This window comes from Herbiconiux sp. VKM Ac-2851, from assembly GCF_013205105.1.
Classification (GTDB): domain Bacteria; phylum Actinomycetota; class Actinomycetes; order Actinomycetales; family Microbacteriaceae; genus Herbiconiux; species Herbiconiux flava.
Genome location: NZ_JABMLJ010000002.1, coordinates 1095150 through 1121356, shown reverse-complemented (window position 1 = coordinate 1121356; position 26207 = coordinate 1095150). Strand labels below are relative to the sequence as shown.

The window sequence follows — 26207 nt, the reverse complement described above, 5'->3', positions numbered from 1 at the left end:
CGCCCTGCTGAGCGTGGGACGCTGCGGCTGAACGGGGCCTACAGAAACGGGCCCTATAGAGAGGAGCGCGCGTCGGCCGCCACCGTCGACGCGAGCAGCGCCAGCCGCTCGGCCGAGTCGGACCGCTCGTCGGGGTAGTAGACGACGAGCAGCACCTCGCCGACGGGCAGCTTCTCGCGGTTCAGGCGCAGGGGTCCGACGACCGGGTGGTGCACGGTCGCGACCCCGCCCTCGAGCCGCTGCACGTCGTGCCGCGCCCAGAGCGTGCGGAACCGGCCGCTCGCCAGGGAGAGCTCGCCGACCAGTTCGACGGCCCGGGCATCCGTCACGTCGTCGCCGATCGTGCTGCGGAAGGCCGCCACCGAGTCGGCGGCCGCGCGCTCCCAGTCGTCGTGGAAGGTGCGCTCCCCGGGGTCGAGCAGCAGGGAGCGGAGGCGGTTCTCGCCCGGCACGAGCCGCGGGTTGAAGGCCACCGCGAGCGGATTCGACGCGAGCACGTCGAAGGTGCGGCCCTCGACGAAGGCGGGCAGCTCGAGGGCGGCGAGCAGGTGGTGCAGGCGCTCGGGCACCCGCTCGGCGCGGCGGGCTGGCCGGGCCGCGGTTCTGCGGGGTGGCGGCTTGGCGAGGCCGAGGAGGTAGTCGGTCTCGACGTCGTCGAGGTGCAGCACGCGGGCGAGCGCCTCGAGCACCTGCGCGGAGGGGTTGCTGTCGCGTCCGCGCTCGAGGCGGAGGTAGTAGTCGGCGCTGATGCCCGCGAGCAGGGCGACCTCCTCGCGCCGGAGACCGGGCACGCGGCGGTGGGAGCCACCCGGGAGCCCCACCTGCTCGGGCGCGACGAGCGCACGACGGGCGCGCAGGTACTCGCCGAGGCGGTTCTCGTCGGGGGCCGATCCAGGGCCTGAGGTGGTCACGCCTTCACGATAGCCACCCGCCACCGCGCCTGAGGGGGTCCTGCCACTCCCCGGATCACGGGGGGACTCCCCCGCCCGCGCCGCCCGGTGGAGCATCGGATGCACGGCCCGCCGCCCGCGGATCGCCACCGCCCGCACGGCCCGCCGCCGCCCACCGGCACCCCACCCCCGCCGCGCATCCGCCCGCCGCCTGCACGGCCCGACCACCGCCCACCGAAGCCGACCCCCGGCCCCACGCCGCCCACCGGCACCCCACCCCCGCCGCGCATCCGCTCACCGGCTGCACGCCCCACCCCCAGAAGGACACCCATGGAACTCACCCACCGCACCGCGCTCATCGTCGGCGGCACCTCCGGCATCGGACTCGGCCTCGCCCGCCGGCTCGCCGCGGCGGGCAGCACCGTCGTCGTCGGCGGCCGCGACACCACCCGGCCAGGCCTCGACGGCCTCGACACGGTGACCGTCGACGTCACCGACCCCGCATCCGTCGCCCGCGCCCGCGACGACGTGCTCGCCCGCCACCCCGAGCTCGACCTCGTCGTCACGATGTCGGGCGTCATGCTGATGGAGGACCTCCGCGACCCCTCCCACTTCGCCCACAGCGAGGCGGCGATCGCGGTGAACCTGCTCGGCACGATCCGCGTGGTCGACGCCTTCACCCCGCACCTGATCGCGCGCGGCGCCGGAGACATCGTGACGGTGTCCTCGGGCATCGGCTTCCTCCCCTTCCCACCGATGCCCGGATACGGCGCCTCGAAGGCCGGCGTCCACGCCTACACCGAGGCCCTGCGCGCCCAGCTGGCCGGATCCGGCGTCGAGGTCACCGAGCTCGTGCCGCCCGCGGTCGCCACCGCCGGCCAGGAGAAGGTCAACCCCGCCGCCCTGCCGCTCGAGGCCTTCCTCGACGAGGTGCTGGGCCTGCTCGCCCAGACGCCGACCCCGCCCGAGATCGTGGTGGCGGCCGCGCAGCGCCTGCGCTGGGCCGAGCGCGACGGCACCTACGCCGAGCTGCTCGCCCAGCGCTCGCAGGCCCTCAGCCTGCTCCCGGGCCGCTCGTCCTGAGGGTGCAGCGTTCTACGCCGACACCGCCGCGAACGACTGCCGCGCGATCTCCAGTTCCTCGTTCGTCGGCACCACGAGCACCGCGACCCGCGACGACGGCGCCGAGATCGTCCGCGCCTCCGACCCCGGAGCCTCGTTCAGCGAAGCATCCACCGTGATGCCCAGCTCCTCCAGGCCGGCGAGCGAGCGCGCCCGCACGAGCGGGTTGTTCTCCCCCACACCGGCCGTGAACACGACCGCGTCAAGGTGCCCGAGCTGCGCGTAGTACGACCCCACGTAGCCCCGGATGCGGTGCAAGTACACCTCCAGTGCCAGCTCGGCGGCCGGGTCGCCCGAGGCGGCCGCCTTCTGCACGTCGCGCATGTCGCCCTTGCCCGAGAGCCCCAGCAGACCCGAGCGGCGGTTCAGTAACTCGTCGAGCTCGGCGAACCCCATGCCCGTCTTGCGGTTGAGGTGGAACAGCACCGCCGGGTCGAGGTCGCCCGAGCGCGTGCCCATCACGAGCCCCTCGAGCGGCGTCATGCCCATCGAGGTCTCGACCGAGCGCCCGCCGTCGACGGCGCAGACGGAGGCGCCGTTGCCGAGGTGCAGCACGATCATCTTCAGCGACGAGACGTCCCGCCCGAGGTACTCGGCCGCTGCCCCCGACACGTACTTGTGCGACGTGCCGTGGAACCCGTATCGCCGGATGCGCTGCCGCTCGGCCAGCGACGCGTCAATCGCGTAGGTGTAGGCCGCCGGCGGCAGCGTCTGATGGAACGCCGTGTCGAACACCGCCACCTGCGGCACCGACGGGAAGGCCTTCTGCGCCGCGTCGATGCCCGCGAGGTTCGCCGGGTTGTGCAGCGGGGCGAGCTCGCTGAGGTCTTCGATGTTGATCTTCACGAGATCGGTCACGATGGTCGCCTCGTGGAACCGCTTGCCGCCGTGCACGACCCGGTGGCCGACGGCGATGAGCGGATGCTCGTCGAGCGACGGGCCGTGGTCGCCGAACGCGGCGAGCATCGCCGCGAACCCGGCGGTGTGGTCGGCGATCGGGTCCTCCGACTCCCACGATCCCTCGGGGGTGGTGTGCTTCGTGTGGCCGACGTCCTCGCCGATGCGCTCGACGAGCCCTGACGCGAGCACCTGCTCGGTCTCGATCTCGATCAGCTGGTACTTGAACGACGACGAGCCGCTGTTGACCACCAGGATGGCGCTCATGCGGACACCGCCCCGGCACCCGAAGACGCAGCACCCGCCGTCGCCGCCTGGATCGCCGTGATGGCGATGGTGTTCACGATGTCGGGCACGAGCGCTCCTCGGGACAGGTCGTTGATCGGCTTGTTCAGGCCCTGCAGCACCGGCCCGATGGCCACGGCCCCCGCCGAGCGCTGCACCGCCTTGTAGGTGTTGTTGCCCGTGTTGAGGTCGGGGAAGATGAACACCGTCGCCCGGCCGGCCACCTGCGAACCGGGCATCTTCGCGGCGGCGACCACCGCATCCGTCGCCGCGTCGTACTGGATCGGCCCCTCGACCGGCAGCTCGGGATGCGCGGCCCGCACGAGCGCGGTCGCCTCGCGCACCTTCTCGACGTCGGCGCCGGAGCCCGACGAGCCGGTGGAGTACGAGAGCATCGCCACGCGCGGGTCGATGCCGAACTGGGCCGCCGTCTCGGACGAGGAGACCGCGATGTCGGCCAGCTGCGGGCTCGTCGGGTCGGGCACGACGGCGCAGTCGCCGTAGACCAGTACGCGGTCGGCGAGCGCCATCAGGAACACGCTCGACACCACCGACACCCCGGGCCGGGTCTTGATGATCTCGAACGCCGGCCGGATGGTGTGGGCCGTCGTGTGCGCCGCGCCCGAGACCATGCCGTCGGCGAGGCCGAGCTGCACCATCATCGTGCCGAAGTACGACACGTCGGTGACGGTGTCGAAGGCCATGTCGAAGGTGGTGCCCTTGTGGGCTCGCAGCTTCTGGTACTCCTCGGCGAACCGGGTGCGAAGCGCTGGGTCGAAGGGCGACACGACGGCCGCCGCGTCGAGGTCGAGGCCGAGCTCGGCGGCGCGGGTGCGCACCTCGTCCTCCTCGCCCAGGATCGTGAGGCGGGCCACCCCGCGGGTGAGCACCGTGTTCGCGGCGCGCAGGATGCGGTCGTCGCCGCCCTCGGGCAGCACGATGTGCCGGTCGGCCTGGCGGGCGCGGTCGAGCAGCCCGTACTCGAACATCAGCGGCGTCACGACATCCGCCTTCGACACGTCGAGCAGGCGCAGCAGCTGCGAGCCGTCGACGTACTGCTCGAACAGCGCCAGCGCGTTGTCGAACTTCACCGGCGAGTCAGCGGCCAGGCGCCCGCGGGTCGAGGTGATGCGCACGGCGGTCTCGTAGGTGCCGAGCTCGGTCGAGATGATCGGGATCTTCGGGTCGAGCCCGCGGATCAGCCGCATCACCGGCTCCGACACCTCGAAGCCGCCGTTCAGCACGATCGCGGCGAGCGAGGGGAAGGTGCCCGAGGAGTTCGCCATCAGCACCGCGAGCAGCAGCTCGGAGCGGTCGCCCGGCACCACGACCACGGCGCCCTCGGTGAGGCGGGGCAGCACGTTGCGCATCGACATCGCGGCGACCACGACGCCGAGCGCCTCCCGGGCCATCAGCCGCGGGTCGCCGAGCACGAGGGTGCCGTCGATCGATTCCAGGATGCTCGCCACGCTCGGTGCCACCAGCAGACGGTCCTCGGGGATGGCCCAGACCGGAATGCGGCGCGGCTGCACCGGGATCGACGACGTCACGGGCGCCGGCTCGGCGGCCGCGGACTGGACGAGCTCGTCCACCGCGTCGCGGGCGGCGAGCGAGATGGCATCGCGGATCTTCTCGAGGTTCTCGGGGTCGGAGCGGTTCGCCACGATCCCGACGAGCGTCGCGTGCGCGTTCTTCAGCTCGACCAGGGCGAGCTCGGTGATCTGCCGCATGTCGTCGGCCGAGCGCGCCTCCGAGCGGCCGAGCAGCTCCTCGGAGCCCTGCCCCTTGCGCCCGCCGAGCACGAGCAGCACGGGCGCGCCGAGGTTCGCGGCGATGCGCGCGTTGTAGCTGAGCTCGGAGGGGCTGCCGACGTCGGTGTAGTCGCTGCCGAGGATGAGCACGGCGTCGTGCTCGCGCTCCACCGCCTTGTAGCGCTGCAGGATGCGCGACAGCGCGGCCTCGGGATCGGCGTGCACGTCGTCGTAGGTGACGCCGATCGCCTGCTCGTAGCCGAGCTCGCTGCCGTCGTGCTCGAGCAGCATCTCCAGCACGTAGTCGCGGTCGGCGACGCTCCGGGCGATCGGTCGGAACACCGCCACCCGCTGCACCGAGCGGCGCAGCATCTCGAGCACGCCGAGCGCGATCGTGGATTTGCCGGAGTGGCCCTCGGCGGAGGTGATGTAGATGCTCTTCACGCCGGGGACGGAAGCGGGGATGTTCTCAAGTGATGACACGGAATCCTCTTCGGTTGTCCGTGTTCCACTCTATCCAGGCGCGCCTGGGACGCGCCCGGAAACCGGCTCAGGCGCCGCAGATGTCCCCGACGACTCCGGTGGAGCTGGACACCGTGATCATCTGGATCGTGCCGGTGCCGGAATCCTGGAAGGTCACCACCCGGCCGTCCGAGAACAGCTGGTAGGCGGCGGGCTGGCCCTGTTGTCCGGGGGTGGCGACGGCATCGGGTCGCGCCGCCTGCAGCTCGGCGACCGTCGAGCCGAGTCCGATGCCCTCGACGGTGCGCGGTCCGGTGCCGGGCTGCACTGTGTCGATGGCGACCATCCGCACCAGCGTCACGGGCGCGGCCGGGTTCTGCTCGTCGATGCCGCTGACCAGGGTGTAGCCGACGCCGCCGAAGGTCCAGGTGTCGACACCGGGGCGGCAGATCACGGGGGCGGCGGGCACGTCGGCCTGCACGACCTCGAAGGTGTCGCCGACCACCAGCGGGCCGATGCCGGCGAACGAGACCACCCAGGTGGAGGTGTCGGAGGCGACGTAGGCGTTCGGGTCGACCTCCGCGGTCGGCTCCGGGGCGGGCGCGGGGTCGCTCGTGGGGCTCGCGGTCGCGGTGGGGGTGACCGTGACGGTCACCGTCGGCTCGGGCGTGGGGGCGGGGGCCGAGCATCCGGATGCCGCGAGCAGCACCCCGAGGGCGATGGCAGCGAGCGCGGTGCGGTGCAGTGACGTCATGGCCCGAGGCTATCGACCCGGGGCCGCGCCCCTCGCGCCCCTAAACGGGTGAACCTCGGCGCGATGACGAGCGGATGCGCGACCGCGCCACCCCGCCGGCCCCCGTCTTAACGAGAAGGACTCCCCGCGCACCCGCCAGAGCCCGGTTACCCTTGCTGCGTTTCCGCCCTGGGGGAGTTGGCCTGGATGGCGCCACACGGGGAGCCGACGACCAGTGTAGCAACTGCGGCGCGCTTGATGAATCGCGCCCTGCTTGATGAATCGGGCGGGGAGGAGTTGGCTGGGGGCATGAAGATCGCCATCGCCGGAGGACACGGCCAGATCGCCCTGCACACCACCAAGCTGCTCAGCGCCTCGGGGAACGAGGTGTGGGGCATCGTGCGCAACCCCGACCATGCGTCCGACGTCGAGGAGGCGGGCGGGCAGGCGCTCGTGCTCGACCTCGAGCAGTCCGACTCGGAGGCGCTCGCCGCCGAGCTGTCGTCGCGCGAGATCGACGCGGTGGTGTTCGCGGCCGGCGCTGGCCCGGGCAGCAGCGCCGAGCGCAAGCAGACCGTCGACCGCGACGGGGCCATCCTGCTGGCCGACGCCGCCTGGCGCGCCGGGGCCAAGCGGTACGTGCTCGTCTCGTCGATGGGCGCCGACTCGTTCGACGCCGCCAGCGACGACGTGTTCCAGATCTACCTCAAGGCCAAGAGCGAGGCCGACGCGGCCGTGCGCGAGAGCGATCTCGACTGGACGATCGTGCGCCCCGGCGGCCTGACCGACGACCCCGCGACCGGCTCGGTGACGCTCGCGGAGTCGACCGGGCGCGGCACCATCCCGCGCGCCGACGTCGCGTGGCTGATCGCGCAGCTGCTCACCTCGGGCGAGGGCGTGCACAAGCAGTTCGAGGCGATCTCAGGCTCGACGCCCATCGCGGAGGCGCTCCGCGCGCTCTGAGCTGCCACCCGCGGTCGGCGGGCGGTGCCGGGAGCAGGTAGGATGCTTCATGGTCATCGCCACGCGATGCCAGGAGAATTCGCCTAGTGGCCTATGGCGCACGCTTGGAAAGCGTGTTGGGTGCAAGCCCTCGGGGGTTCGAATCCCCCATTCTCCGCCAGTTAGTCCCCCGGCAGCACGCCGATCGCCCGGGAAGCTCGATCACCGGGCACAGTTCGCGGCACAGTTCCCCCGCTGAGCATCCCGCCCATGACGTCCGCAGCGTCTCTCTGCAGGCTCGCGATCGCGTGCGAGTACGTCTCCATGGTGATCGTCACAGAGGCGTGCCCGAGGCGCTCAGAGACGATCTTGGGGTGCACGCCGGCCCGCAGCAGCAGTGTCGCGTGAGTGTGCCGCAGCTCGTGAACGGAGAGCGTCGGAAGGGTCGGAAGATCTAGCTGCGCTTCCCCCACCCGCTTCCGCCATTGGAACGAGAACTGCACGGGGTTGTGCGGCTTCGCGAACCTGTTGCAGAAGATCAGCGCATCCGCAGTAGCGAGCTCGGGGACGGTGCCAGCCAGCGTCCTGCGTCGCTCGATAAGCCCGTCGACACCGGTTCGGTCTAGGTCCACGTTCCGCCCTCGGCCGCTCTTCGGCTTCGTGAAAGACATCACAGGCGGCGTGCCCGCCTCCTTCACGTAAGACAGCGCGCGGCCGAGGTGCACAACGCCGTTGTCGATGTCGAGGTCGCGCCACCGGAGGGCGAGCAGCTCGCCACGGCGCATCCCTGTCGACAGCAGCAGGTACCAGGCGAGCCAGAGATAGTCGCCACGGGCCTTTGACCACCCCAGGAACGCCGACGCCTCAGACGCCGACCAGGTGCTCATCTCGGGTGGAGCGGCCTCGAGCTTCGTCGGCGGCGTCGCTTTCTTCGCTGGGTTCGCTCGGATCAGGCCGTCCTCCAGCGCAGCGGCCATGATCTGCGAGATCAGTACGTGGATGTGCCGAACTGTCGACGGCGCCAGGCCCTCCCCCTCGTGGCCGGCGTCTTTACGTCCCGACCGCTCGAGCTCCCGGTAGAAGCGGTTCAGATCATCCTTCGTTATCTCGGCAAGCTTCATCGCTCCGAGCCTGGACGGTGCGATGTGCACCCTGTAGTGCTTCCTGTAGCCGGCCATCGTCGACGCTCGCACGCGGATGGTGTCGAGGTAGACCGCGCTGTAGCCGTTCAGGGTGTCGCGGGTGACCTCCAGGTGGTCGCCGCGTCGAATGTCCACGAGAACGGCCGCCAGCGCCTCCCGCGCGGACTTCTCGTCGGCGTAGCCCTTCTTCCAGACTCGACGTTCGGGCTGTCCGCCCTGCGCGGGCACCCAGTAGGCGATCCTCCACCGCTCGGCGCCGGCCGCGGTGCGATACAACGAGACCGTGTCTTCTCGGTTAGGACGACGGCTCGTCATCGGCGAACCAGACCTTCTTCGTGTAGTTCCGCACGGCTGAACTTGAGAACCATGAGTCGTTCATCTGCACCGCGAGACGTTCCAGGACGTGAACCAGCGAAGCCTCTTCCGATCGCATTGCATCTAGCCCCGTCCGCAGGCCATCCATCAGTTGCCGTGTGGTCTCCTGCGCATCACCATCTAGCTCAGTGAACCTCGCCTGGTACTCCCCGAGACGCTCCTCTTGCCCGGCGATACGTTCTCGGACGGCGTCCAGGCGTGACCGCATTTTCACGATGTGCTTGGCGCCATCGATGTCGATGCCATAGATCGTGTCGAGCACACTGTCTCGAACCGATGCCCATTCGAGAGCCTCCCAGGTGGGCACGTTGAGATTCGGCAACACTTCCACCGGCGCGCCTTGAGCCATCGGATCGTAGACGGCGTGCAGTGGGTTCATCGCGAGAGCATGAGCGAGCATGAAGAGGTCGTCGACCCCGAGGCTTGCCTTGCGGCCGGCTTCAAGATTGACGATGGCCTGACGAGGCACTAGGTGCCCGAATCGTTCGGTTCGTTCCGACAGCTCTCGGACCGAATAGCCCATGTCGAGGCGGCGACGTCGAAGCCGTTCCCCAACCCTGAGGGTGAGGCGCTCGCCCCAGCTTGCGCCCGTCATTTTTTCGGCCATGTGCAAAACATTAGTGCGTCTTTGTTGCCTGAGGCATAATCCTGTGCTGTAATGGGCGAACTGGTTCCTCAGGAATCATCCTGGGGTCGAATTTCAGCAAGGAGAACTAATGACGCTCACCCACCCGCAGGCGCGGGCCCTCACCTACAAGGAGGCTGCAGCGCTCGTGCCGTGCGATTACCGAACCATCAGTGCCGCAGTGAAGGCGGGACGCATCCCAACGATCCAGCTCGGGGCAAGGAAGCTCATCCCCCGAGTCGCGTTCGAAAAGTATTTGGAGACCGGCGGCGTCGAGGACATCGCGTCGTGACCCCCGGAAGCACGAAAGGCACCGCGGACACGGTGCCGATCGCAACGGAAACCCTCACCAACACGAAGGAGTCAGAACAGATGCTAGACCACACGACCGACAAGAGCACCAAGGCGTGGGACCACGTCGACCCCTGCACCGAGGTCGACTGGTGCGCCGGCCACCAGGTCTCCGACATGGAGATCGGGCTCGACGCTCACATGTCCGAGCCGATCGACCTCCACACGGTCCGGTTTGTCCGCTCGGACGGACGCCTCGTCGAGATCCCTCTCCGCGTCTGCAAGACCCAGGACCGCGCAACGGGTGCTCTGACCTTCGACGCGGCCCTTCGCCTCGAAGACGACATGAGCGTCAGGGCTCTCGAAGGCCTCGGGCTGCAGCTGGCGGATGCCGGGGCTGCGCTGCGGCGGTGGGCTCAGGAGCAGATCGATTCGGAGAGTTGAGCGCCGTCGAGCCGCTGTGGCGCGAGAGCCGACGTCAAGGCTTCGAGCACCGCCTACTGGGCGAGGTCGAGGGCTGGGCGGACTATCTGTCCGACTTCGCCGACTACGAGCGTTCGAAGGGCCTCGCGGACACGACGGTCAACAACCGCAAGAGCATCCTCCGGTCTCTGGGCAGGGGATGTGATCGAGGTCCGCTCGATGTTACGGTGACCGATCTGCGGCGCCAGATCGGTCGGCCCAACGTCGCAGCGGGCACACGCCGCACCGAGCGGGGTGCATTCCTCGCGTTCTTCACTTTCCTGCAGGATGACGGGCACCGGGTCGACAATCCGGCCCTGAAACTCCCGCCCGTGAGAGCGCCGAAGGGCACGCCGCGACCGTTCAGTAGCGAGCAGATCACGGCGATGCTCGATTCGGGGGCGTACCGGAAGACGCGGGCGATGATCCTCCTTGGGTACTACCAGGGGTTCCGGGTCTCATCGATCGCTCGCGTACACGGCGCCGACATCGATGTGCGGGAGAACACCATTCGCACCGTCGGAAAGGGTTCGAAGGTCAGTACGTTCCCCCTTCACCCGGTGATCGGCGAGCTCGCGATGTCGATGCCGCGGAATGACTGGTGGTTCCCTTCGCAGCAGGAGGACGGAGGGCCTATCAAGTCGGTGTCCGTGACGAACGTGATTGCGCGCGCGGTGAACCGTGCCGGCATTACCGATCCGAAGCTCACCCCCCACTCCCTTCGGCACGCGTACGCAACCGACATGGTCGAGGGCGGCGTCGACATCCGAGTGATCCAGGAGTTGCTCGGCCACTCCAGCCTCGACACAACGATGATCTATGCCGGCGTCTCGACTCGGCGAAAGCGTGACGGGATCCTCGCTCTGCCGTCACGCGAGATTCCGAAGACGTCCAACCGAGCCGCGGCGGTGAACGCATGAGCGCCGACGACATGACGTCGGCTGAGCGGCGGGCGTTCGACGATGCAGAGGCTGAGGCGTACCGGATCGCGATGGACGTGACCCGGATCGCGACCAATCCGGAGTACGAGGATCTGCGCCACGAGATGCTCACCCAGCTGCTCAGCAAGGAGTTCGGTCGCGCGAAGGCCCTGCACCGGACCGGCGAGGAGAACCTGCAGATCGCGACCATGGTCGTGCAGCACCTGGGTTTGACGATCGAGGTCCTCACCGACGAGCTGGCCGCAGCAAGGGAGGGCCGCGGTGACTGAGCGCGACGACCGAGCGGGGTGGCAAGCGAGCCTTCCGCCGAGGTGGCTGAACGACTCCACCTATAAAGGGCTAACCGTGAACGCGTGGGTGCTGTTCTCCTGGACGCTGGCATGGGGTGTTGGGCAGGAAAACGACGGGCGGGTCGGACGCAAAGACGTCCCGTTCATCGCCTCACCGATGCTCAACACCGCCGAGGCCACGGCTGCTGCGCTCGAGCTCGTCGACACGGGTCTCTGGGATGTCACGGACGCCGGCTACCAGGTCGCGCATTGGGATCAGTCACAGCCGACATCGGCCGAGATCGAGGCTAGGCGCGCGACGTGGCGTCGGCAGAAAGTCAAGTCAAAGCCAACTCCACCGCAGACTCCACCCGAGAAGCGATCTGATTCCACGGCGGAAGCCGACAGAAGCCACGCCGGAATCGGCGGGCTTCATGTACGTACGAACGAACGTACGAATGGCATGGATGCAACGGCACGGGACGGACGCGAAGGACGGGGTCAGGGGCCGCGGTTCGAGTTGACCGATTCGGCGGGTGAGACGGAGTGGATCGAGGGCCCTGACGGGGATTGGGTCGAGCAGACGAGCGGTGAGGTTGTCGACCCCAAGTCGGTGTCGTGGCCGGTCACTCCGATTGGTATGGGTCGGAGGGCGTCGTGACTGACGCGGGGGTGGTCGACGTCGAGGGGCTGGTCGCTGATCGTGACCGGTGGCGGGACATGGCGCGTCAGAACCTGCGCGAGATCAAGCAGCTGCGGCGTCGGGTCGATGAGCTCGAGCCGGTCGCGGCTCGTCACGACGAGTTGATGAAGGACCTCGCCGGCCACCTGGTGCCGGCGTTGAAGGAAGCCCGATACGTGCAGGTCAATCCGGCCGGCGTACCAACGAAGGGAAACAGAAAATGACAGATGCAGATGAGGCTCGCCGTGAGGGCGAGAAGGCCGGTGCGAACCGTTATCTCCGGGACATCGTGGCAGCGAAGGTGGAGCACCTGTCGGGACGTTCAACGGATCAAGTCGAGGTGCTGATGCAGCACGTTGACCCAGGTTCGTTCACCGACGAGGTTGGCGACGTCGACGTGGCGAAGATCGAGGCGTTCGCTGCTGGTGTTCGCGGAGCGGCCGCGCCGGCTCACGTGGTGGACCCGGTCGCGGAAGCGCTGGGTCGGGTGTCGAAGCGGGAACAGACCCGTGACCGACTGACGGGGAAGGGGCAGGCTGATGACTGATCTTCACACCATCGCTCTCGCCCTCGATGACGGGTACGGGCTTCTGGTCGCCCGGCGCGAGGAGCTCAAGGCGGCGGCGGCGCAGAAGACCGCGGACTATCCTCGGCAGCCTGACCCGGCTGACGTGGCGCGATCGTTCCTCGATGGTGGTCCAAGCCTTCGGGAGGCAGCGGAGCGTGAGGTGCAGGGGCGTCGTGTGCTGGCCGACATCCTGGACCTCGAGCAGACCTACCTCAACTCTGCTCAGGCGGTGCTGCGGCTCGACACCGCGGCATGGTTAGACGCGCACCAGCCTGAACTCTGCGAGGGCTTCCACGAGGCGCGTATCGACGTGCAGACCCGCGCAGCCAGGCTGCTCGCACCGGGCAACCCGCACCCCGACGCTGCCCGGGCACTGGCCACCGAGTGGAACGAGCTCCGCAGCGAGCACACGAGCCTCATCGGGGTGGAACTGATCGCTGGCTCTCTCGTGTGGCGCGGTCTCGACTGGGTCGACGATTATGCCGCCGCGTGGCCCGAGTTCTTCCTGTGGACCCCGCTCGACACCCAGATCGAGGGTGCACCGCGCCGCGTGTACGGGCCGGCACAGAGACCGTTCGATCCCGAGACGCACTCGACCTCCGATCTGCCCGTCGGCGACCGTCTGACGCCCATCGAGCAGCTGCAGCAGCTGACCGAGGTGAAGGTGTGGACACCCACGAAGCAGCAGTACAGCACCCGGACCGCGCTGCTCGACGACCTGTCGCATCGGCGCCGGTACGAGTTCGTGAAGGATGCCAAGCGCCAGCACGAGGAGGGCAAGCGCATCCACATCGCGCCGGTAGTCAATCCCGTCACCACCACCCGACCCGACTGGATGCGCTAGGCACCGGTCAACCACCGAATAGGAGAACACCATGGCAAAGCCCAACACCGTCGTGAAGTCACGACCGCAGCAGCCCAGCAACAACGACACGTCGGCCCTCGCGGGTCAGTACGCACCGCCGCAGGTCCCGCAGGCACCGACCGTGCGCCAGGTCATCGCCGAGCTGCAGACCGCAGACCCGGGCGGCACGCTCAAGGCACAGCTCAAGACGCTGCTCGCGTAGGAGAACGAACACGAGACCCCGGCCGGGCACCCCCCTGCCGGGGTCTTCTGCTGCCCGCTTCGCGTTCTGCTGGACGCGGTGCGCGTGAGTCTGGAGGGGGGAACTCTGGGGAGCCTTTGGGGGCCATACGGCCCGGATTGCTGCCGATCTAAGGCCCTCGGCTGAGGTGTTTTGAATGCTGGTTTGGGAGTGTTGCGCCCGGTAGAATCGGGTTAGCGCCGGATTAGGCGTCATCCATCCAACGCCCCGATTCGGGGTGGGTCCGCAGAACCCGATGGAGCTCGCCTTGGGCGACCAATTCTGCATCCCTTCGACGTCGTCGGTGGTCCTCTAGTGGCCGCCGCGGGAGTCGGCAAAGAAGTCGGCAGAGTATCCATTCGGGTACTCCCGAACTCGACGAAGTTCCGCGAGGACCTCCGCGCTGTCCTGAAGCGCGTCGAGGCGACGATGTCCGCCGCGATCAAGGTCGACGCTGACACCAGGCCGGCTGAGCGAGCGGTCGAGAAGCTGCGCAACGGCATCGCCCGCAACCAGGCGAACCTACAGGTCGACGCGAAGGTCCTGAAGGCGAACGCTCAGCTCGCGAAGGCCTCCCGCGACCGCCTCGTCAACCTGCGGGTGAACGTGCCGGCCGCGTCACTGGCGAAAGCAGGTGCCGCGCTGGCCGCGCTGTCGGGCGGTCGCGCCGTCGGGTCGATGTTCGCGGACATTGGTCGGGGGCTGTCCAACCTCGACAAGAACCTTCCGAAGCTCGCTCTGCTGGCGACGAGCATCACGTCACTCGCGGCCGGCGCCCTGTCATCCGGGGCGGGCCTGGTGACCCTCGGTGCAGGCCTCGCGAAGATCGGCGCCGTCGGTCTCCTGCTCCCGGGCATGTTCGCTGCAGCAGCTGTCGGAGCGACGACCCTGCTCGTGGCGCTGCGTTCCGCGCCGCAGCAGCTCGAGCCGCTCGCTGAGGGCTTCAAGGCGCTCGGGTCGACTATCGATGACCGGTTCTGGGCGCGAGCTCGTGACCCGATCATCTCGTTCGTCAACAACACGCTCCCGCAGCTGCAGGACGGCTTCTCAGCGGTCGCAAACAGCCTCGGCGAGTACACGGCCCGTCTGGCCTCTTCGTTCGACTCAGCGTTCGGCAATGGGCGCTTGGCGGGCATGTTCGGCAACCTCGCGCAGTCCGTCGACATCGCGGCGAAGGGCACCGATGGGTTCGCGTCCTCGATCGCCATTCTCGGCACCCTAGGGGCGTCGTACCTGCCCCGGATGGCAGAGTTCATGGTCCGCATCGGCGACTCGTTCAACGCCTTCATCTCGGCAGCTGAGGCAGACGGGCGACTGACCGCCTGGGTCGACGCGGGGATCTCCGCGCTCGGCCAGCTGGGGACAGCGATCGGTGCGATCGCATCGATTTTTGCCGGCATCAACACCGCCGCTCTCGCAGCCGGCGGGGGCGGCCTGGCGACCTTCGCAGCCGTCCTGCAGACCGTCGCCGACGTCATCAACGGGCCGACCTTCCAGACGGGCCTGACCACCATCCTCGAGGGCGCCAACGCTGGCTTCTCTGCCCTCGGTGCAGCACTGACTCCGATCGGTGACGCGATCGCCTACCTCGCGCCCACGATCTCAGGAATCCTGACCACCGCTGGGGAGGCGCTAGGTGGGTTCCTGACCAGCGTTGCCGACGCTCTCGCCCAGCCCGCCTTCGCGGATGGGCTCACCGGATTCTTCGACGGAATCAAGGCCGGCCTCGACGCGGTCGGACCCGCCATGCCCGCCATGGCCGAAGCGCTCGGCTCTCTCGGGACCTTCGCCGGCCAGCTAGCCGGCACGTTGGGCGAAGTACTCGGCGCTTCTCTCCAAGCCGTGGCGCCGCTTCTGACCCAAGTTCTCGAGGCGGTCTCACCGCTGATCCCGATCTTCGGTGACGCGTTGATCAGCGCGATCGATACCCTCGCGCCGAGCATTTCCCAGTTCGGCGCCGAGGTCCTCCCTCAGTTGATCGAGGCGTTCACCGCGCTCGCACCACTGATCCCGCCGCTCGCGGAGTTCATGGGTCAGCTGCTAGTCCAGATCGGTGCTAACGCGGGCATGCTGCTCACAACGCTGCTGCCGGCATTCACGGCGATGGTGCCGGCAATAACCTCCATGCTCGAGGCACTGACTCCGCTGCTGGAGTACCTGCCGCTGGTGATCGCTACCATTCAGATCCTGGCGGCCGTCATCTCGACCGTGCTCGTTGTCGCGTTCACGATCCTGCAGGGGGCATGGACCGCGTTCACCGCGCTCATCACGGGCGACTGGTCGAATTTCAGCAAGAACATGACGGACATCGCCCTTGGGATGGGCGCCTCCATCAACAAGATCTGGAACGGCATAGTCGACGCGGTGAAGGGCATCGTCGCGAGATTCTTGCCCTCCATCCTTGAGGGCTTCGGGAACGTCGAAGCCGGGATCAAGGACTTCTTCAGCGGTGCCGGCGAGTGGCTGTCTGATGTCGGCCGTTCCATCGTCCGGGGCCTCGCTGACGGCATCCGCGGCGCGATCGGCCTCGCGAAAGACGCGATCGGTGGCGTCATGGCGGCGGTCTCGAACTTCCTCCCGCACTCTCCCGCGAAGGAGGGCCCGTTCTCCGGCAGGGGCTGGACGCTCTACAGCGGCCGCGCGCTGGTCGGTGGTTTCGCCGATGGCATGGAGTCGAGCGTGTCACGGATTCGTTCAGCGTCGACGTCGGCCATGAAGGCGGCTGATTTCGGTGCTGGCGCCCCAGCGATGGGCGTGAGCCGTGCTGCTAGCCCGTCCGCAGCGATCGGCACCGCAGCCGACCGACCGATCTACATGGACGGTTCCTTCCTCGGCTGGATGCGACAGCTCGCGGGGGGAGAAGCCCGGATCGAGATCGCCGGGTACGACCGCGAAACCGAACAGACCATGCGCTCCGGCGTGAACAAGTACGCCTAACCCTCGTCACCCGAAAGGTCACCATGTCCACAGTCACTATCACCGGCCCCGTGCTGGATTCTCTCGGCAAGCCGGCTACCGGTCTGTTCGCCGTGGAACTCACCTCCGCTTTCGAGGGGCCCGACAGCGCGTACGTGTCCCGCACCCAGTACGTGGTGCAGGTCTCGAACGGGAACCCGTACCTCGAAGACGGGTCATCGCCGTGGACGCAGATCGTTCCGCCCGAGGGTCAGGCAATCCGGGTGTACGAGCGCCTCCAGCCGTCGGGTGACACGTCAGCGGCGGGCACACGCGCCATCCAGCGCACGCGCGTACTGCAGGTGCCCTCCGGTGTCAGCACGGTCAAGTACGGCGCTCTCGTCGAGGTCAGCCCCGCATCCGCCGAGGACTGGACCATTCCGGCTTACGTTCAGACGCTGCTCGACGGCCTCACCACGGTGCCCTCAGCAGTCGCGTCAGCGCAGGCTGCAGCAGCGACCGCTCAGACTGCCGCAACCGCGGCCGCAGCCGTCGGCACCACGAATGACGCCGTGATCGCTGGTCGCATCAACACCGCTGGCTCAGCCACCGACTCCGCGCTCAAGAGCCGCTTCCTGGGGTTGATCATGGCCCCCATCAGCCCCGCCCGATACGGCGCATCCATGGACGGCACCGGCACCGGGGACGCCGCAGCCATCCAGCTCGCAGTCAACGCCGCTCAGGACCGCGGATACCGTGGCGGCGCCGTCGCTCTCGGCAACCACGTCCTGACTGCACCGATCCGCATCAGCTCCGAGAACATCACTCTGGAGGGTCAGGGCGGCGCCCTTGTCGGGCGAGGCCTCGACATCCGCCGCAACACCACGGCCGGCGACATCTACGCCCGCGTGTCGGACCTGACTATCGACATGCTCGACCCGGCGAACGGCAACGCGGTCGCGCTCGAGCGGGTCGGCCGTATCCAGATAGACAGGGTGAGGATCTTCAACGCCGCCGCGGGGTTCTACGTCACTCCGCTGAACGAGCACCAGCACTTGCGGCGCCTCATCCTCAACCAGGTCGAGGTGCACGGATGCGACTACGGGTGGCTCTCGCTGCAGCCCGCCGACAACGCCCTCCGTTACACCGTAGGTGACGTGCAGATCAACAACTCGCAGTGGTACAACAACCGGGTCGTCATGCGCGCGGCCGGTATCGACGGCCTCAAGGTGGCGATGTTCACCTCGTTCCAGCGGCAGCGCTCCGATCGTCAGCGTGCGTTCGACCTCGAGTACATCACCTGGTCGAACTTCAACGGCGTGAATATCTTCGAGCCAGGTGAAGAGGGGCTCCGACTGTCGCGGTTCCAGAACTTCCACTGGGAAGGCGGGTCGATCGCGTGGGCCGGTCAGAAGGCGATGCGCTCCGCAATCCTCCTCGATGGCGGCGACCTCGGCGGGAATGGGTTCAGCGACTCGTCGTTCGATGGCATCGGTCTGATCAAGCCCACGAAGCACGGCGTCGAGATGCTGTCGCCCGTGGACCGTGTCGACATCGGATCCACCGTTCGGATCGAGCAGGCCGGCTCGAGCGAGTTCTACACCGGCACCGACGACCTGTCGTCGATCACTCACTACGGCGTTGTCACCCCCACGGATGCCACTCAGGTGAGCGTATTCGCCGTCGCGACCGCAAACCGTCACCTGCTCCGACACGGCGGTGTCTCGGCCGCGCTGAACGGTGAGGGGAAGGTGCAGCGCACCCCCCGCACCCTTACTATCGACGACACCCGCACCGCGATCGATGGCACCAAGGGCTACGAAGAGGTCCTGTGTGCCGCGCCGACAACTCACACCATCAACAACATGAGCGCCGGTGAGTCCGGCCAGGAAATCATCTTCACCGGCATCATCGGAGGCCGCACCACCATCCAGGCTGTCAGCACGTCGGGTGCCAGTAACAAGGTGTGGGTGAAGGACGGCGCCGCATCAGTGACCATCCCGCTGAACGGCGTGATCAAGTTCCGTTACCGCAACAGCACCTGGATCGAGCAGACCCGGAACTGGTCCTAGCCATTACTCAACCCAGCTTCACAGTCGGCGTAGAATTGTGAAGCACCCCCACCAGGTCACCACACGGCGACCGCGGCTCGTAGAAGCACAGGACGACCTCTGCACCGCCCGACGCTTCTACGGGCCGCACACGTCCCGATAGAGTCGCGATCATGAGCGACGACAAGGACGGCTACCTCTGGGGCAACAGCGATATGTTCGCGACCTGGCAGGGCGCAGCGCACCTCGACCAGAAGATCACCATCCCAGCCCCGAGCATCGAGGAGGCTGTCGGTCTCGATCACGACGAATGGCTGACGGTCGGCTTCGAGATCGGCGGTGGTGAGCTAGACCACGATCTGCACATCTACGCCGTTCACCGAGACCTCGTGCCCGAGGGTGGCGACGTGTTCCCGAAGATCGCAGCAGCCAACGATGGCGAGATCCCTGTCACCGAGTTCCTCGTTCACGACGTCGACCCGTACGCGTTCCTCAAGGCGATCACACACGTCTTCGAGCTCCGCATGCGATCGGTGGGCAGCCAGGATCTGCCGATCCGCGTCATCAGCCGCGGCGACCTGCCCGACCAGGGGTAGGACACCCCCGCCCCCACGCCGCTTGCTGCCCGCTTCGCGTTCTGCTGGACGCGGTGCGCAGGAGTCTCAGGGGGGAAGTTTCCGGGGGCACAGTTAGGGGCACAACAGGCAGTGCGTCCCCGTGTATTTGCGTGCTGTCGCTTGCACCTGAGGCGCATTCCTCATGTGCCCGGATGCCTGACGTTGCTGGTATCCGGTCGTCTGTGTCGCTTCGGTGTCATGAGTTCGAATCCCCCATTCTCCGCCAGTTGGGTGCGCGCACCCACCCCACAGCCGGGTTCGAATCCCCCATTCTCCGCCAGCAAGACAGAACGGCCGAACACCCAGCCCCGCTGCGGGCCCTCGCCGGGCTAGCGTGGAGGGCATGCAGGGAAGCAGCGAAGGCCCCGTCCGGTTCGGCATCGTGGGGAGCGGGTGGCGCAGCGAGTTCTTCCTGCGCATCGCCGAGGCCCTGCCCGATCGCTTCGAGGTCGCGGGCCTCGTCACGCGCAGCCCGCGCACGGCGGCGCGGCTCGAGGCGCGGGGCGTGCATCCGTTCAGAGACGTCGACGAGCTGCTCGCCGCCGCACCCGAGTTCGCCGTGGTGTCGGTGCCGCGGGAAGCCGCCCCCACGATCATCCGGAACCTGGTCGACGAGCGGATGCCCGTGCTCACCGAGACCCCGCCGGCCACCGATCTCGCCGAGCTCGTCGAGCTCTGGCACGACGTCGAGCGCGTGCCGGGGGCCATCGTGCAGGTCGCCGAGCAGTACCACCTCTCGCCGCTCTTGAGCGCGCAGCTCGCGGTCGCCGCCTCGGGGCGCCTCGGCCGGATCAGCCAGGCCGTCGTCGCCCAGTGCCACGACTACCACGGCGTCAGCGTGCTGCGCCGGGCCCTCGGCATCGGCGCCGAGGACGCCACCATCACCGCCCAGACCTTCACCTACCCCTTGCTCGCCGGCCCCGACCGCCACGGCGACCCGCACGAGGGGCGCTTCGTCACCGCGACGCAGACCACCGCGCGCTTCGACTTCGGCGACCGGCTGGGCGTCTACGACTTCGCGCCCGAGCAGTACTTCTCGTGGATCCGCGGCAACCGGATGCTCGTGCGCGGCGATCGCGGAGAGCTCGAGAACCTCGAGGTGCGCTACGTCCGCGGCCACGACGAGCCCGTGTTCGGGCAGCTGCGGCGGGTGATGACGGGCGAGGGCGGAAACCTCGAGGGCCTGTTCCTTCGCGGCCTGCTGCTCGGCGAGGAGTGGATGTTCACCAACCCCTTCATGCCCGGCCGCCTCGCCGACGACGAGATCGCGATCGCCCGGATGCTCGAGGGCATGCGCACCCGCATCGCCGGCGGCCCCGACGTCTACTCCCTCGCGGAGGCGAGCCAGGACCACTACCTCGCCCTCCTCCTGCAGCAGGCGGCGACCACGGGCGACCCCGTCCGCTCGACCCCCCAGCCCTGGGCCGAAGCCCTCGCCGCGACCGCCGAGACGACCGCGGATTAAAAGGGGAACCGCCCCGGCCGTGGCGGGGGCGGTTCGTCGAGAGCTGGAAATGAGCGGTCGTGCCGCTCACCGGCTACATCGAGCTCTTAAGAGTTCTGCACCTTCATATCGACTCCTTCCGTCGTCTGATAGAACGCAACAGTACGCCTCGGCATTCCGAAAGGAAAGCCTCAGCGCTCCCCGGCCTCGATCGCCTCGACCGCGCGCGGGTCGGCGCCCTGCAGGAACTCGGTCAGGCGGGTGACCTCGTCGGTCTCGCCGATCGCCTCGGCGGCTCGGCGCAGCAGGTAGAGCGACAGCAGCACGCCGCGGTTGGGCTCGTGCGACCACGGCACCGGGCCCTGACCGCGCCAGCCGGCCTTGCGCAGAGCGTCGAGGCCGCGGTGGTAGCCGACGCGGGCGAAGGCGTAGGCCTGCAGCGTCTCACCGCGCGAGAAGGCGCGGTCGGCGAGGGTCGCCCAAGCGAGCGAGGAGGTGGGATGGGACTTGACGGTCGCCTCGAGCACCTCGTCGACGTCATAGCCGACGGCTCCGGCGAGCGCCTCGGTGACACCCGGGTCTTCGGGCAGACGGGTCTCGGGCAGGCCGAGCAGATTCTCAGAACTCATGCCTCGATGCTACGCGGATGCGCGCCCGAACCCACCCCCGCCGATGACCGATCCCGATCAGCCGAACTCGCCCCGACCGCCGCGGGCATTGTCGTCGCCCGTGTCGGCGCCGGCCTCCGCCACGTCCTCGTCGGAGGCGAAGACGAGGCCGGCCGAGCCGGTCACGTCGGGCGCGTCCTCGCCGTGCGCCCGGGTGTAGGCGCGGTGGGCCGCCCGCTCGTCGTCCATCTTCTGCGACAGCCCCGCGTAGGCGGTCGAGAGCCGGGGCACCCGCCGGATGACGTCCATCACGAGCCGGAATCGGTCGAGGTCGTTCAGCATCAGCATGTCGAACGGCGTCGTCGTGGTGCCCATCTCCTTGAACCCGCGCACGTGGATGTTCGCGTGGTTGGTGCGCCGGTAGGTGAGCCGGTGGATCAGTGACGGGTACCCGTGGAACGCGAACACCACCGGCTTGTCCGTGGTGAACACCGCATCGAAGGACGCCGCGTCGAGGCCGTGCGGATGCTCGGTCTGCTCCTGCAGGCGCATCAGGTCGACCACGTTGACGAAGCGCACCGCGAGATCCGGGATCTCCTTCTTCAGGATCTGCACCGCCGCCATCGCCTCGACCGTCGGCACGTCACCGGCCGCCGCGACCACCACGTCGGGCTCCTCCCCCACGCGCTCGGTGCCGGCCCACTCCCAGACGCTCACACCGCGGGCGCCGTGGGTGCGGGCCTCCTCCAGCGACAGCAGCGAAGCCGTCGGCTGCTTGCCCGCGACGATCACGTTGACGTAGTCGCGGGACGCCAGGCAGTGCTCGGCCGTCACGAGGAGGGTGTTCGCATCCGGTGGCAGGTAGACCCGCACCACGCTGGACTGCTTGTTCACCACGTGGTCGAGGAACCCCGGGTCCTGGTGCGAGAAGCCGTTGTGGTCCTGCCGCCAGACGTGCGACGAGAGCAGGTAGGTGAACGAGGAGATCGGCCGGCGCCACTCCACCTTCGCGCTGGACTCCAGCCACTTGGCGTACTGGTTGAACATCGAGTCGACGACGTGGATGAACGCCTCGTAGGAGGTGAACAGCCCGTGCCGCCCCGTGAGCAGATAGCCCTCGAGCAGTCCCTGCGCGAGGTTCTCGCTGAGGATCTCGATCACGCGCCCGTTGTGCGAGAGGTTCTCGTCGGTCTCGAGCACCTCGGCCTGCCACTCCTTGGCCGTCACCTCGTACACGTCGTCGAGCCGGTTGGACGCCACCTCGTCGGGCCCGAAGATGCGGAACGACTCCGGGTTCAGACGGATCAGGTCGCGCAGCCAGGCGCCGAGCACCCGGGTCGGCTCGGCCACCGCACCGCGCCCCTCGGCTCCGGTGCCGGGCCCCGACGGCCCGTCGCCCGGGGTGATGTCGACGGCCACGGCGTCGAGCGCGGGCAGGGTCAGCGCCTTGCGCAGCAGCCCGCCGTTCGCATGCGGGTTCGCGCTCATCCGCAGATCGCCCTCGGGCCGAGCGGGAGCGAGCTCGACGACCGGCTTGCCGTGCGCGTCGAAGAGCTCGCCCGGGCGGTAGCTCATCAGCCACTCCTGCAGCTGGGCGAGGTGCTCCGGGTTGTCGCGCACGCCGGCGAGCGGCACCTGGTGGGCACGCCAGGTGTTCTCGACGGGCAGTCCGTCGACGAACTTGGGCCCGGTCCAGCCCTTCGGGGTCTTCAGGATGACCATCGGCCACGCCGCGCGTGCCGTCTCGCCGCCCGAGCGCGCCTGGCGCTGGATGGTCGCGATGTCGTCGAAGGCCTGCGCCATCGTGTCGGCGAAACGCTGGTGCACCGCCATCGGGTCCTCGTCGTCGAAGCCGCCGGCCACGATCCGGGGCGAGTAGCCGTAGCCGATGAACAGCGACTCGAGCTCGTGCTCCGGGATGCGCGCCAGCACGGTCGGGTTGGCGATCTTGTACCCGTTGAGGTTGAGGATCGGCAGCACGGCCCCATCGGTCATCGTGCTGAGGAACTTGTTCAGGTGCCAGCTCGTGGCGAGCGTCGCTGTCTCGGCCTCGCCGTCGCCGATCACGCAGGCCGTGATGAGGTCGGGGTTGTCGAGCGCCGCGCCGTAGGCGTGCACGAGGGAGTAGCCGAGCTCGCCGCCCTCGTTGATCGAGCCGGGCGTCTCGGGCGCCGCGTGGGAGGGGATGCCGCCCGGGAAGGAGAACTGGCGGAACAGCCGGCGCATGCCCTCGCCGTTCTGCGAGACCTGCGGGAACAGCTCGGAGTAGGTGCCGTCGAGCCAGGCGTTCGCCACGACCCCAGGGCCGCCGTGACCCGGGCCCGCGATGTAGATGACGTTCGAGGAGCGTTCGACGATCAGCTTGTTCAGGTGCGCGTAGATGAAGTTCAGCGCCGGCGTCGTGCCCCAGTGCCCGAGCAGCCGCGGCTTGATGTCGTCGACCTTCAGGGGCCGCTTCAGCAGCGGATTGTCGAGCAGGTAGATCTGCCCGACCGAGAGGTAGTTGGCGGCGCGCCACCAGGAATCGACGACGGACAGGGGGACTGCATCGTGAGCGGTCATGGCCTCAGCCTACGAAGGGCGTCCCGCCGCCGACAGGGGTTGCGGCTCCTTTCCGACGTCCGTCGCACTCTGGGCGCCGCCTGGGAGCGACCGCCCGGATGTCCCCCAAGTGGCCGCTACAGCGGCCCCGCCGCCCGACCTACCCTGGCCTGGTGAGTGTGCAGACGGGGGTCGCGACGCGAGTGCTGCGGCCGCGCGCCCAGATCCTCGCGCAGGCGCGCATCGTGGTCGCGGCGCTGACGCTGCCGATCTTCACCGCCATGCTCTGGTACGCCATCCCGCGCGGCAGCTGGCCGCGGGTGGTGATCGCGTTCGGCTTCGTCGTGCTGCTCTACGTCGCGGCCGTGCTGCTGCTGCGCGCCGTCAGCATCCGGGTCGATCGGGACGCCGTGATCGAGCGCGGCTTCTTCTCCCACAACCGCGTGCCGGTGAAGCGCATCGCCGGCGCGATCGTGCTCGACGTCTACCGGGGGCCGAGCACGGAGACCACGCACCAGCTCTTCCTGGTCGACACCGCCGGCGATCTCCTGCTCCGGATGCGCGGCGAGTTCTGGTCGAGCGACGACATCGAGCGGGTCGCCACCGCGGTCGACGTGCCGGTGCGCCGCCGTCTCGATCCGATCACCGCCGCCGCCCTGCGCGAGGAGCTTCCCGAACTGCTCTACTGGTTCGAGCGCTGGCCCTGGGTGGGCGCACTGACCGCGGCCGGCACCATCGCCGCCCTGGCGCTGCTCCTCATCGGCCTCATGTCGCCGACCCTGCTGCTGCCCTGAGCAGCGATCACCCGAACAGCGATCACCCGAACAGCCGTCCGTACACGACGCCGTCGCTCGAACGGCGGAGTTCCCGGAAGCCCGCGCGCGGGTAGAACGCCTGCGCCCCGGCGTTGGCGGGGTCGACGACGAGGTGCACTCCGGCGGTCCCGGCGGGCAGCGCCGCCACGAACGCCTCGATCAGCGCCCGCCCCGCGCCACGCCCCTGGGCGGCCGGCAGCAGGTCGATGTGCAGGTGCGCAGGCAGGTCCGCAGCCTCCGCGATCAGCAGTCGCCCGGCGTGCTCCCGACGTTCGAGAGGTGCCAGGCTCGACGGATGCGCGGCGAAGCGCTCGGCGAAGCGCTCGGTGTCGGCCGTCCCGAGCACGTAGCCCACGACCTCGTCGCCCACCGTCGCCAGCACGGCGAGCTCCGGCTCGAGGTCGAGATAGGGCGTGGCGTAGCGGTCGGTCAGCACCCGCGCATCCGGATGCAGACCGCTCGCATCTCGTCCCGCGTCGCCGGTGCGCACGCAGATCTCGAGCACGGCCGCCCGATCGCCGGCTAGCGCCGGGTCGAACGGCCGCAGCGCGATCTCAGGCACGGGTGAGCAGCTCGGCCGGCCGGGTGCGCCACGCGGCCACCAGCTCGGTGCGCACCGTGACGCCGGTGCCGGGGCCCGAGGGCACGGCCAGCCGTCCGTCGACGAGCACGAACGACTCGGTCAGGTCGTCGGCGAAGTAGCGGTCGGACGCCGAGGTGTCGCCCGGCAGCGTGAAGCCCGGGAGGGCGGCGAGCGCGACGTTGGCGGCGCGGCCGAGGCCGGTCTCGAGCATCCCGCCGCACCAGACGGCGACGTCGCGCTCGAGGCAGGCGTCATGGATGCGGATGGCCTCGAGGTAGCCGCCGACCCGCCCGGCCTTGATGTTCACGATCGAGGTCGCGTCGCGCTCGATCGCGTCGACGGCGACTGCGGTGCTCGTGATCGACTCGTCGAGGCAGACCGGGGTGTCGATGGCCTTCGCGAGCATCACGTGCGCGGCGATGTCCTCCTCGACGAAGGGCTGCTCGACGAGCAGCAGCGAGAAGTCGTCGAGCCCGCGCAGGTGGTCGATGTCGGCCACGGTGTAGGCGGTGTTCGCGTCGACCTGCAGCAGCGCATCCGGCCCCAGCATCGAGCGCACGGCGGCGACCGGTTCGAGGTCCCAACCCGGCTTGATCTTGAGCTTGATGCGGCGGTAGCCCGCCTCGGCGTACTCGGAGACCTCATCGAGCAGCGCGTCGATCGACGGGGCGATGCCCACCGAGACGCCGCAGTCGACCTCGGGCCGCACCGCCCCGAAGTACTCGCCGAAGCTGATGCCGGCGGCCCGGGTCTGGGCGTCGAGCACCGCCGCCTCGAGGGCGGCCTTGGCCATGCGGTGGCCGATCGTGCCGCCGAGCACACTCGACACTTCGGCGGCCCGCACCATGCGGGCGGCGAGCAGGGCCGGGGCCAGATAGCTCCGGATGACCGCCGCCGCCCCCTCGACGTACTCGCTGGAGTACACCGGGTCGGCCATGGCGACGCACTCGCCCCAGCCCTCGCCCTGAGCCGTGAGCACGCGCACGAGCAGCACGTCGCGCGCCCTCTGGCGACCGAAGCTCGTCTCGAACGGACGCACGAGCGGCATCGCGATGCGGTGCAGCTCGACCGCCTCGATCTCGACCGGCAGGGCCGAGCCACCGGTGTGCACCGCGCTGCCGCTCATGCTCT

Annotated in this window: 26 protein-coding genes, 1 tRNA gene and 1 other RNA gene; 17 read left to right on the top strand and 11 right to left on the bottom strand. The window is 68.9% G+C overall.

Features of this window, described 5'->3' with window-relative positions; genetic code table 11:
* Positions 1-53: 53 nt before the first annotated feature.
* Positions 54-911, bottom strand: coding sequence for a helix-turn-helix domain-containing protein (locus HQQ85_RS11870; protein WP_371741870.1), 858 nt, complete (start codon positions 909-911; stop codon positions 54-56).
* A gap of 309 nt (positions 912-1220) precedes the next feature.
* On the opposite strand from HQQ85_RS11870, the gene HQQ85_RS11865 reads away from it, so the two are divergent.
* Entirely contained in the window at positions 1221-1973 is a 753-nt protein-coding gene (locus tag HQQ85_RS11865) for an SDR family oxidoreductase (protein WP_173182665.1), read from the top strand.
* Between the two features lie 12 nt (positions 1974-1985).
* On the opposite strand, the gene HQQ85_RS11860 is transcribed toward HQQ85_RS11865, so the two are convergent.
* From HQQ85_RS11860 to ffs, 4 genes are all read right to left on the bottom strand, one after another.
* Positions 1986-3176 (bottom strand): acetate/propionate family kinase, encoded by a 1191-nt coding sequence (locus HQQ85_RS11860; protein ID WP_173182664.1) that lies wholly within the window; start codon positions 3174-3176, stop codon positions 1986-1988.
* Positions 3173-5428, bottom strand: a complete 2256-nt coding sequence (gene pta, locus HQQ85_RS11855) for a phosphate acetyltransferase (RefSeq protein WP_371741869.1) — start codon at positions 5426-5428, stop codon at positions 3173-3175. The genes HQQ85_RS11860 and pta overlap by 4 nt, the downstream gene beginning before the upstream one ends.
* A 67-nt stretch (positions 5429-5495) precedes the next feature.
* The gene (locus HQQ85_RS11850) at positions 5496-6161 is read right to left on the bottom strand and encodes a hypothetical protein (protein WP_173182663.1); all 666 of its coding nucleotides are present in this window, start codon (positions 6159-6161) and stop codon (positions 5496-5498) included.
* A gap of 112 nt (positions 6162-6273) precedes the next feature.
* Positions 6274-6370, bottom strand: an RNA gene (gene ffs / locus HQQ85_RS11845) — signal recognition particle sRNA small type.
* 79 nt (positions 6371-6449) lie between these two features.
* Here ffs and HQQ85_RS11840 point away from each other — a divergent pair.
* Positions 6450-7103 carry an SDR family oxidoreductase gene (locus tag HQQ85_RS11840; RefSeq protein ID WP_173182662.1) on the top strand — a complete coding sequence of 218 codons (654 nt, stop codon included), beginning with the start codon at positions 6450-6452 and terminating at the stop codon, positions 7101-7103.
* 72 nt (positions 7104-7175) lie between these two features.
* Positions 7176-7263 (top strand) — tRNA-Ser (locus tag HQQ85_RS11835).
* A 1-nt stretch (position 7264) separates the two neighbouring features.
* Here the strand turns inward: HQQ85_RS11835 and HQQ85_RS11830 are convergent.
* Both HQQ85_RS11830 and HQQ85_RS11825 read right to left on the bottom strand, forming a co-directional pair.
* Positions 7265-8452 carry a site-specific integrase gene (locus HQQ85_RS11830; RefSeq protein WP_173182661.1) on the bottom strand — a complete coding sequence of 396 codons (1188 nt, stop codon included), beginning with the start codon at positions 8450-8452 and terminating at the stop codon, positions 7265-7267.
* A 67-nt stretch (positions 8453-8519) separates the two neighbouring features.
* On the bottom strand, positions 8520-9206 hold the full coding sequence (locus HQQ85_RS11825; protein WP_173182660.1) for a hypothetical protein: 687 nt from the start codon (positions 9204-9206) through the stop codon (positions 8520-8522).
* 109 nt (positions 9207-9315) lie between these two features.
* Between HQQ85_RS11825 and HQQ85_RS11820 the strand changes: the two genes are divergently transcribed.
* From HQQ85_RS11820 to HQQ85_RS11760, 13 genes are all read left to right on the top strand, one after another.
* Complete coding sequence (locus HQQ85_RS11820) at positions 9316-9516, top strand: helix-turn-helix domain-containing protein (protein ID WP_173182659.1); 201 nt, start codon at positions 9316-9318, stop codon at positions 9514-9516.
* Entirely contained in the window at positions 9513-9959 is a 447-nt protein-coding gene (locus HQQ85_RS11815; RefSeq protein WP_173182658.1) for a hypothetical protein, read from the top strand. The genes HQQ85_RS11820 and HQQ85_RS11815 overlap by 4 nt, the downstream gene beginning before the upstream one ends.
* The gene (locus tag HQQ85_RS21355) at positions 9956-10897 is read left to right on the top strand and encodes a tyrosine-type recombinase/integrase (RefSeq protein WP_173182657.1); all 942 of its coding nucleotides are present in this window, start codon (positions 9956-9958) and stop codon (positions 10895-10897) included. Before HQQ85_RS11815 ends, HQQ85_RS21355 begins: the two co-directional genes overlap by 4 nt.
* Complete coding sequence (locus tag HQQ85_RS11805) at positions 10894-11187, top strand: hypothetical protein (protein WP_173182656.1); 294 nt, start codon at positions 10894-10896, stop codon at positions 11185-11187. Before HQQ85_RS21355 ends, HQQ85_RS11805 begins: the two co-directional genes overlap by 4 nt.
* Positions 11180-11848, top strand: a complete 669-nt coding sequence (locus HQQ85_RS11800; protein ID WP_173182655.1) for a hypothetical protein — start codon at positions 11180-11182, stop codon at positions 11846-11848. Before HQQ85_RS11805 ends, HQQ85_RS11800 begins: the two co-directional genes overlap by 8 nt.
* Entirely contained in the window at positions 11845-12093 is a 249-nt protein-coding gene (locus HQQ85_RS11795; protein WP_173182654.1) for a hypothetical protein, read from the top strand. The genes HQQ85_RS11800 and HQQ85_RS11795 overlap by 4 nt, the downstream gene beginning before the upstream one ends.
* Positions 12090-12416, top strand: coding sequence for a hypothetical protein (locus HQQ85_RS11790; protein ID WP_173182653.1), 327 nt, complete (start codon positions 12090-12092; stop codon positions 12414-12416). Before HQQ85_RS11795 ends, HQQ85_RS11790 begins: the two co-directional genes overlap by 4 nt.
* Positions 12409-13281 (top strand): hypothetical protein, encoded by an 873-nt coding sequence (locus HQQ85_RS11785; protein WP_173182652.1) that lies wholly within the window; start codon positions 12409-12411, stop codon positions 13279-13281. Before HQQ85_RS11790 ends, HQQ85_RS11785 begins: the two co-directional genes overlap by 8 nt.
* Positions 13282-13312: 31 nt before the next feature.
* Positions 13313-13504: a hypothetical protein gene (locus tag HQQ85_RS11780; RefSeq protein ID WP_173182651.1), complete on the top strand. Its 192-nt coding sequence runs from the start codon at positions 13313-13315 to the stop codon at positions 13502-13504.
* Between the two features lie 447 nt (positions 13505-13951).
* Positions 13952-16459, top strand: coding sequence for a hypothetical protein (locus tag HQQ85_RS11775; RefSeq protein ID WP_173182650.1), 2508 nt, complete (start codon positions 13952-13954; stop codon positions 16457-16459).
* Between the two features lie 23 nt (positions 16460-16482).
* The gene (locus tag HQQ85_RS11770) at positions 16483-18489 is read left to right on the top strand and encodes a hypothetical protein (protein WP_173182649.1); all 2007 of its coding nucleotides are present in this window, start codon (positions 16483-16485) and stop codon (positions 18487-18489) included.
* A gap of 152 nt (positions 18490-18641) precedes the next feature.
* Positions 18642-19064: a hypothetical protein gene (locus tag HQQ85_RS11765; protein WP_173182648.1), complete on the top strand. Its 423-nt coding sequence runs from the start codon at positions 18642-18644 to the stop codon at positions 19062-19064.
* 364 nt (positions 19065-19428) lie between these two features.
* On the top strand, positions 19429-20550 hold the full coding sequence (locus HQQ85_RS11760) for a Gfo/Idh/MocA family protein (RefSeq protein ID WP_173182647.1): 1122 nt from the start codon (positions 19429-19431) through the stop codon (positions 20548-20550).
* A gap of 170 nt (positions 20551-20720) precedes the next feature.
* Here the strand turns inward: HQQ85_RS11760 and HQQ85_RS11755 are convergent, their stop codons facing one another.
* Positions 20721-21158, bottom strand: a complete 438-nt coding sequence (locus tag HQQ85_RS11755; RefSeq protein WP_173182646.1) for a DUF3151 domain-containing protein — start codon at positions 21156-21158, stop codon at positions 20721-20723.
* A gap of 57 nt (positions 21159-21215) precedes the next feature.
* Complete coding sequence (locus HQQ85_RS11750) at positions 21216-23699, bottom strand: phosphoketolase (RefSeq protein WP_173182645.1); 2484 nt, start codon at positions 23697-23699, stop codon at positions 21216-21218.
* 152 nt (positions 23700-23851) lie between these two features.
* Here HQQ85_RS11750 and HQQ85_RS11745 point away from each other — a divergent pair, with 152 nt between their 5' ends.
* On the top strand, positions 23852-24472 hold the full coding sequence (locus tag HQQ85_RS11745; RefSeq protein WP_173182644.1) for a hypothetical protein: 621 nt from the start codon (positions 23852-23854) through the stop codon (positions 24470-24472).
* Between the two features lie 22 nt (positions 24473-24494).
* Here HQQ85_RS11745 and HQQ85_RS11740 read toward each other — a convergent pair whose 3' ends face one another.
* A complete protein-coding gene (locus HQQ85_RS11740) occupies positions 24495-25055 on the bottom strand; it encodes a GNAT family N-acetyltransferase (RefSeq protein WP_371741868.1) in 561 nt (186 codons plus the stop codon).
* The gene (gene menC / locus HQQ85_RS11735; protein WP_173182643.1) at positions 25048-26202 is read right to left on the bottom strand and encodes an o-succinylbenzoate synthase; all 1155 of its coding nucleotides are present in this window, start codon (positions 26200-26202) and stop codon (positions 25048-25050) included. Before menC ends, HQQ85_RS11740 begins: the two co-directional genes overlap by 8 nt.
* Positions 26203-26207 lie beyond the last annotated feature (5 nt).

Bases quoted from the DNA above. Each gene is read 5' to 3' on its own strand.
- menC (WP_173182643.1), bottom strand. From the start codon at position 26,202: ATGAGCGGCAGCGCGGTGCACACCGGTGGCTCGGCCCTGCCGGTCGAG.
- HQQ85_RS11785 (WP_173182652.1), top strand. From the start codon at position 12,409: ATGACTGATCTTCACACCATCGCTCTCGCCCTCGATGACGGGTACGGG.
- HQQ85_RS11755 (WP_173182646.1), bottom strand. From the start codon at position 21,158: ATGAGTTCTGAGAATCTGCTCGGCCTGCCCGAGACCCGTCTGCCCGAA.
- HQQ85_RS11805 (WP_173182656.1), top strand. From the start codon at position 10,894: ATGAGCGCCGACGACATGACGTCGGCTGAGCGGCGGGCGTTCGACGAT.
- HQQ85_RS11820 (WP_173182659.1), top strand. From the start codon at position 9,316: ATGACGCTCACCCACCCGCAGGCGCGGGCCCTCACCTACAAGGAGGCT.
- HQQ85_RS11850 (WP_173182663.1), bottom strand. From the start codon at position 6,161: ATGACGTCACTGCACCGCACCGCGCTCGCTGCCATCGCCCTCGGGGTG.
- HQQ85_RS11765 (WP_173182648.1), top strand. From the start codon at position 18,642: ATGAGCGACGACAAGGACGGCTACCTCTGGGGCAACAGCGATATGTTC.
- HQQ85_RS11790 (WP_173182653.1), top strand. From the start codon at position 12,090: ATGACAGATGCAGATGAGGCTCGCCGTGAGGGCGAGAAGGCCGGTGCG.
- HQQ85_RS11780 (WP_173182651.1), top strand. From the start codon at position 13,313: ATGGCAAAGCCCAACACCGTCGTGAAGTCACGACCGCAGCAGCCCAGC.
- HQQ85_RS11860 (WP_173182664.1), bottom strand. From the start codon at position 3,176: ATGAGCGCCATCCTGGTGGTCAACAGCGGCTCGTCGTCGTTCAAGTAC.
- HQQ85_RS11865 (WP_173182665.1), top strand. From the start codon at position 1,221: ATGGAACTCACCCACCGCACCGCGCTCATCGTCGGCGGCACCTCCGGC.
- HQQ85_RS11775 (WP_173182650.1), top strand. From the start codon at position 13,952: ATGTCCGCCGCGATCAAGGTCGACGCTGACACCAGGCCGGCTGAGCGA.
- HQQ85_RS11825 (WP_173182660.1), bottom strand. From the start codon at position 9,206: ATGGCCGAAAAAATGACGGGCGCAAGCTGGGGCGAGCGCCTCACCCTC.
- HQQ85_RS11770 (WP_173182649.1), top strand. From the start codon at position 16,483: ATGTCCACAGTCACTATCACCGGCCCCGTGCTGGATTCTCTCGGCAAG.
- HQQ85_RS11750 (WP_173182645.1), bottom strand. From the start codon at position 23,699: ATGACCGCTCACGATGCAGTCCCCCTGTCCGTCGTCGATTCCTGGTGG.
- HQQ85_RS11760 (WP_173182647.1), top strand. From the start codon at position 19,429: ATGCAGGGAAGCAGCGAAGGCCCCGTCCGGTTCGGCATCGTGGGGAGC.
- HQQ85_RS11840 (WP_173182662.1), top strand. From the start codon at position 6,450: ATGAAGATCGCCATCGCCGGAGGACACGGCCAGATCGCCCTGCACACC.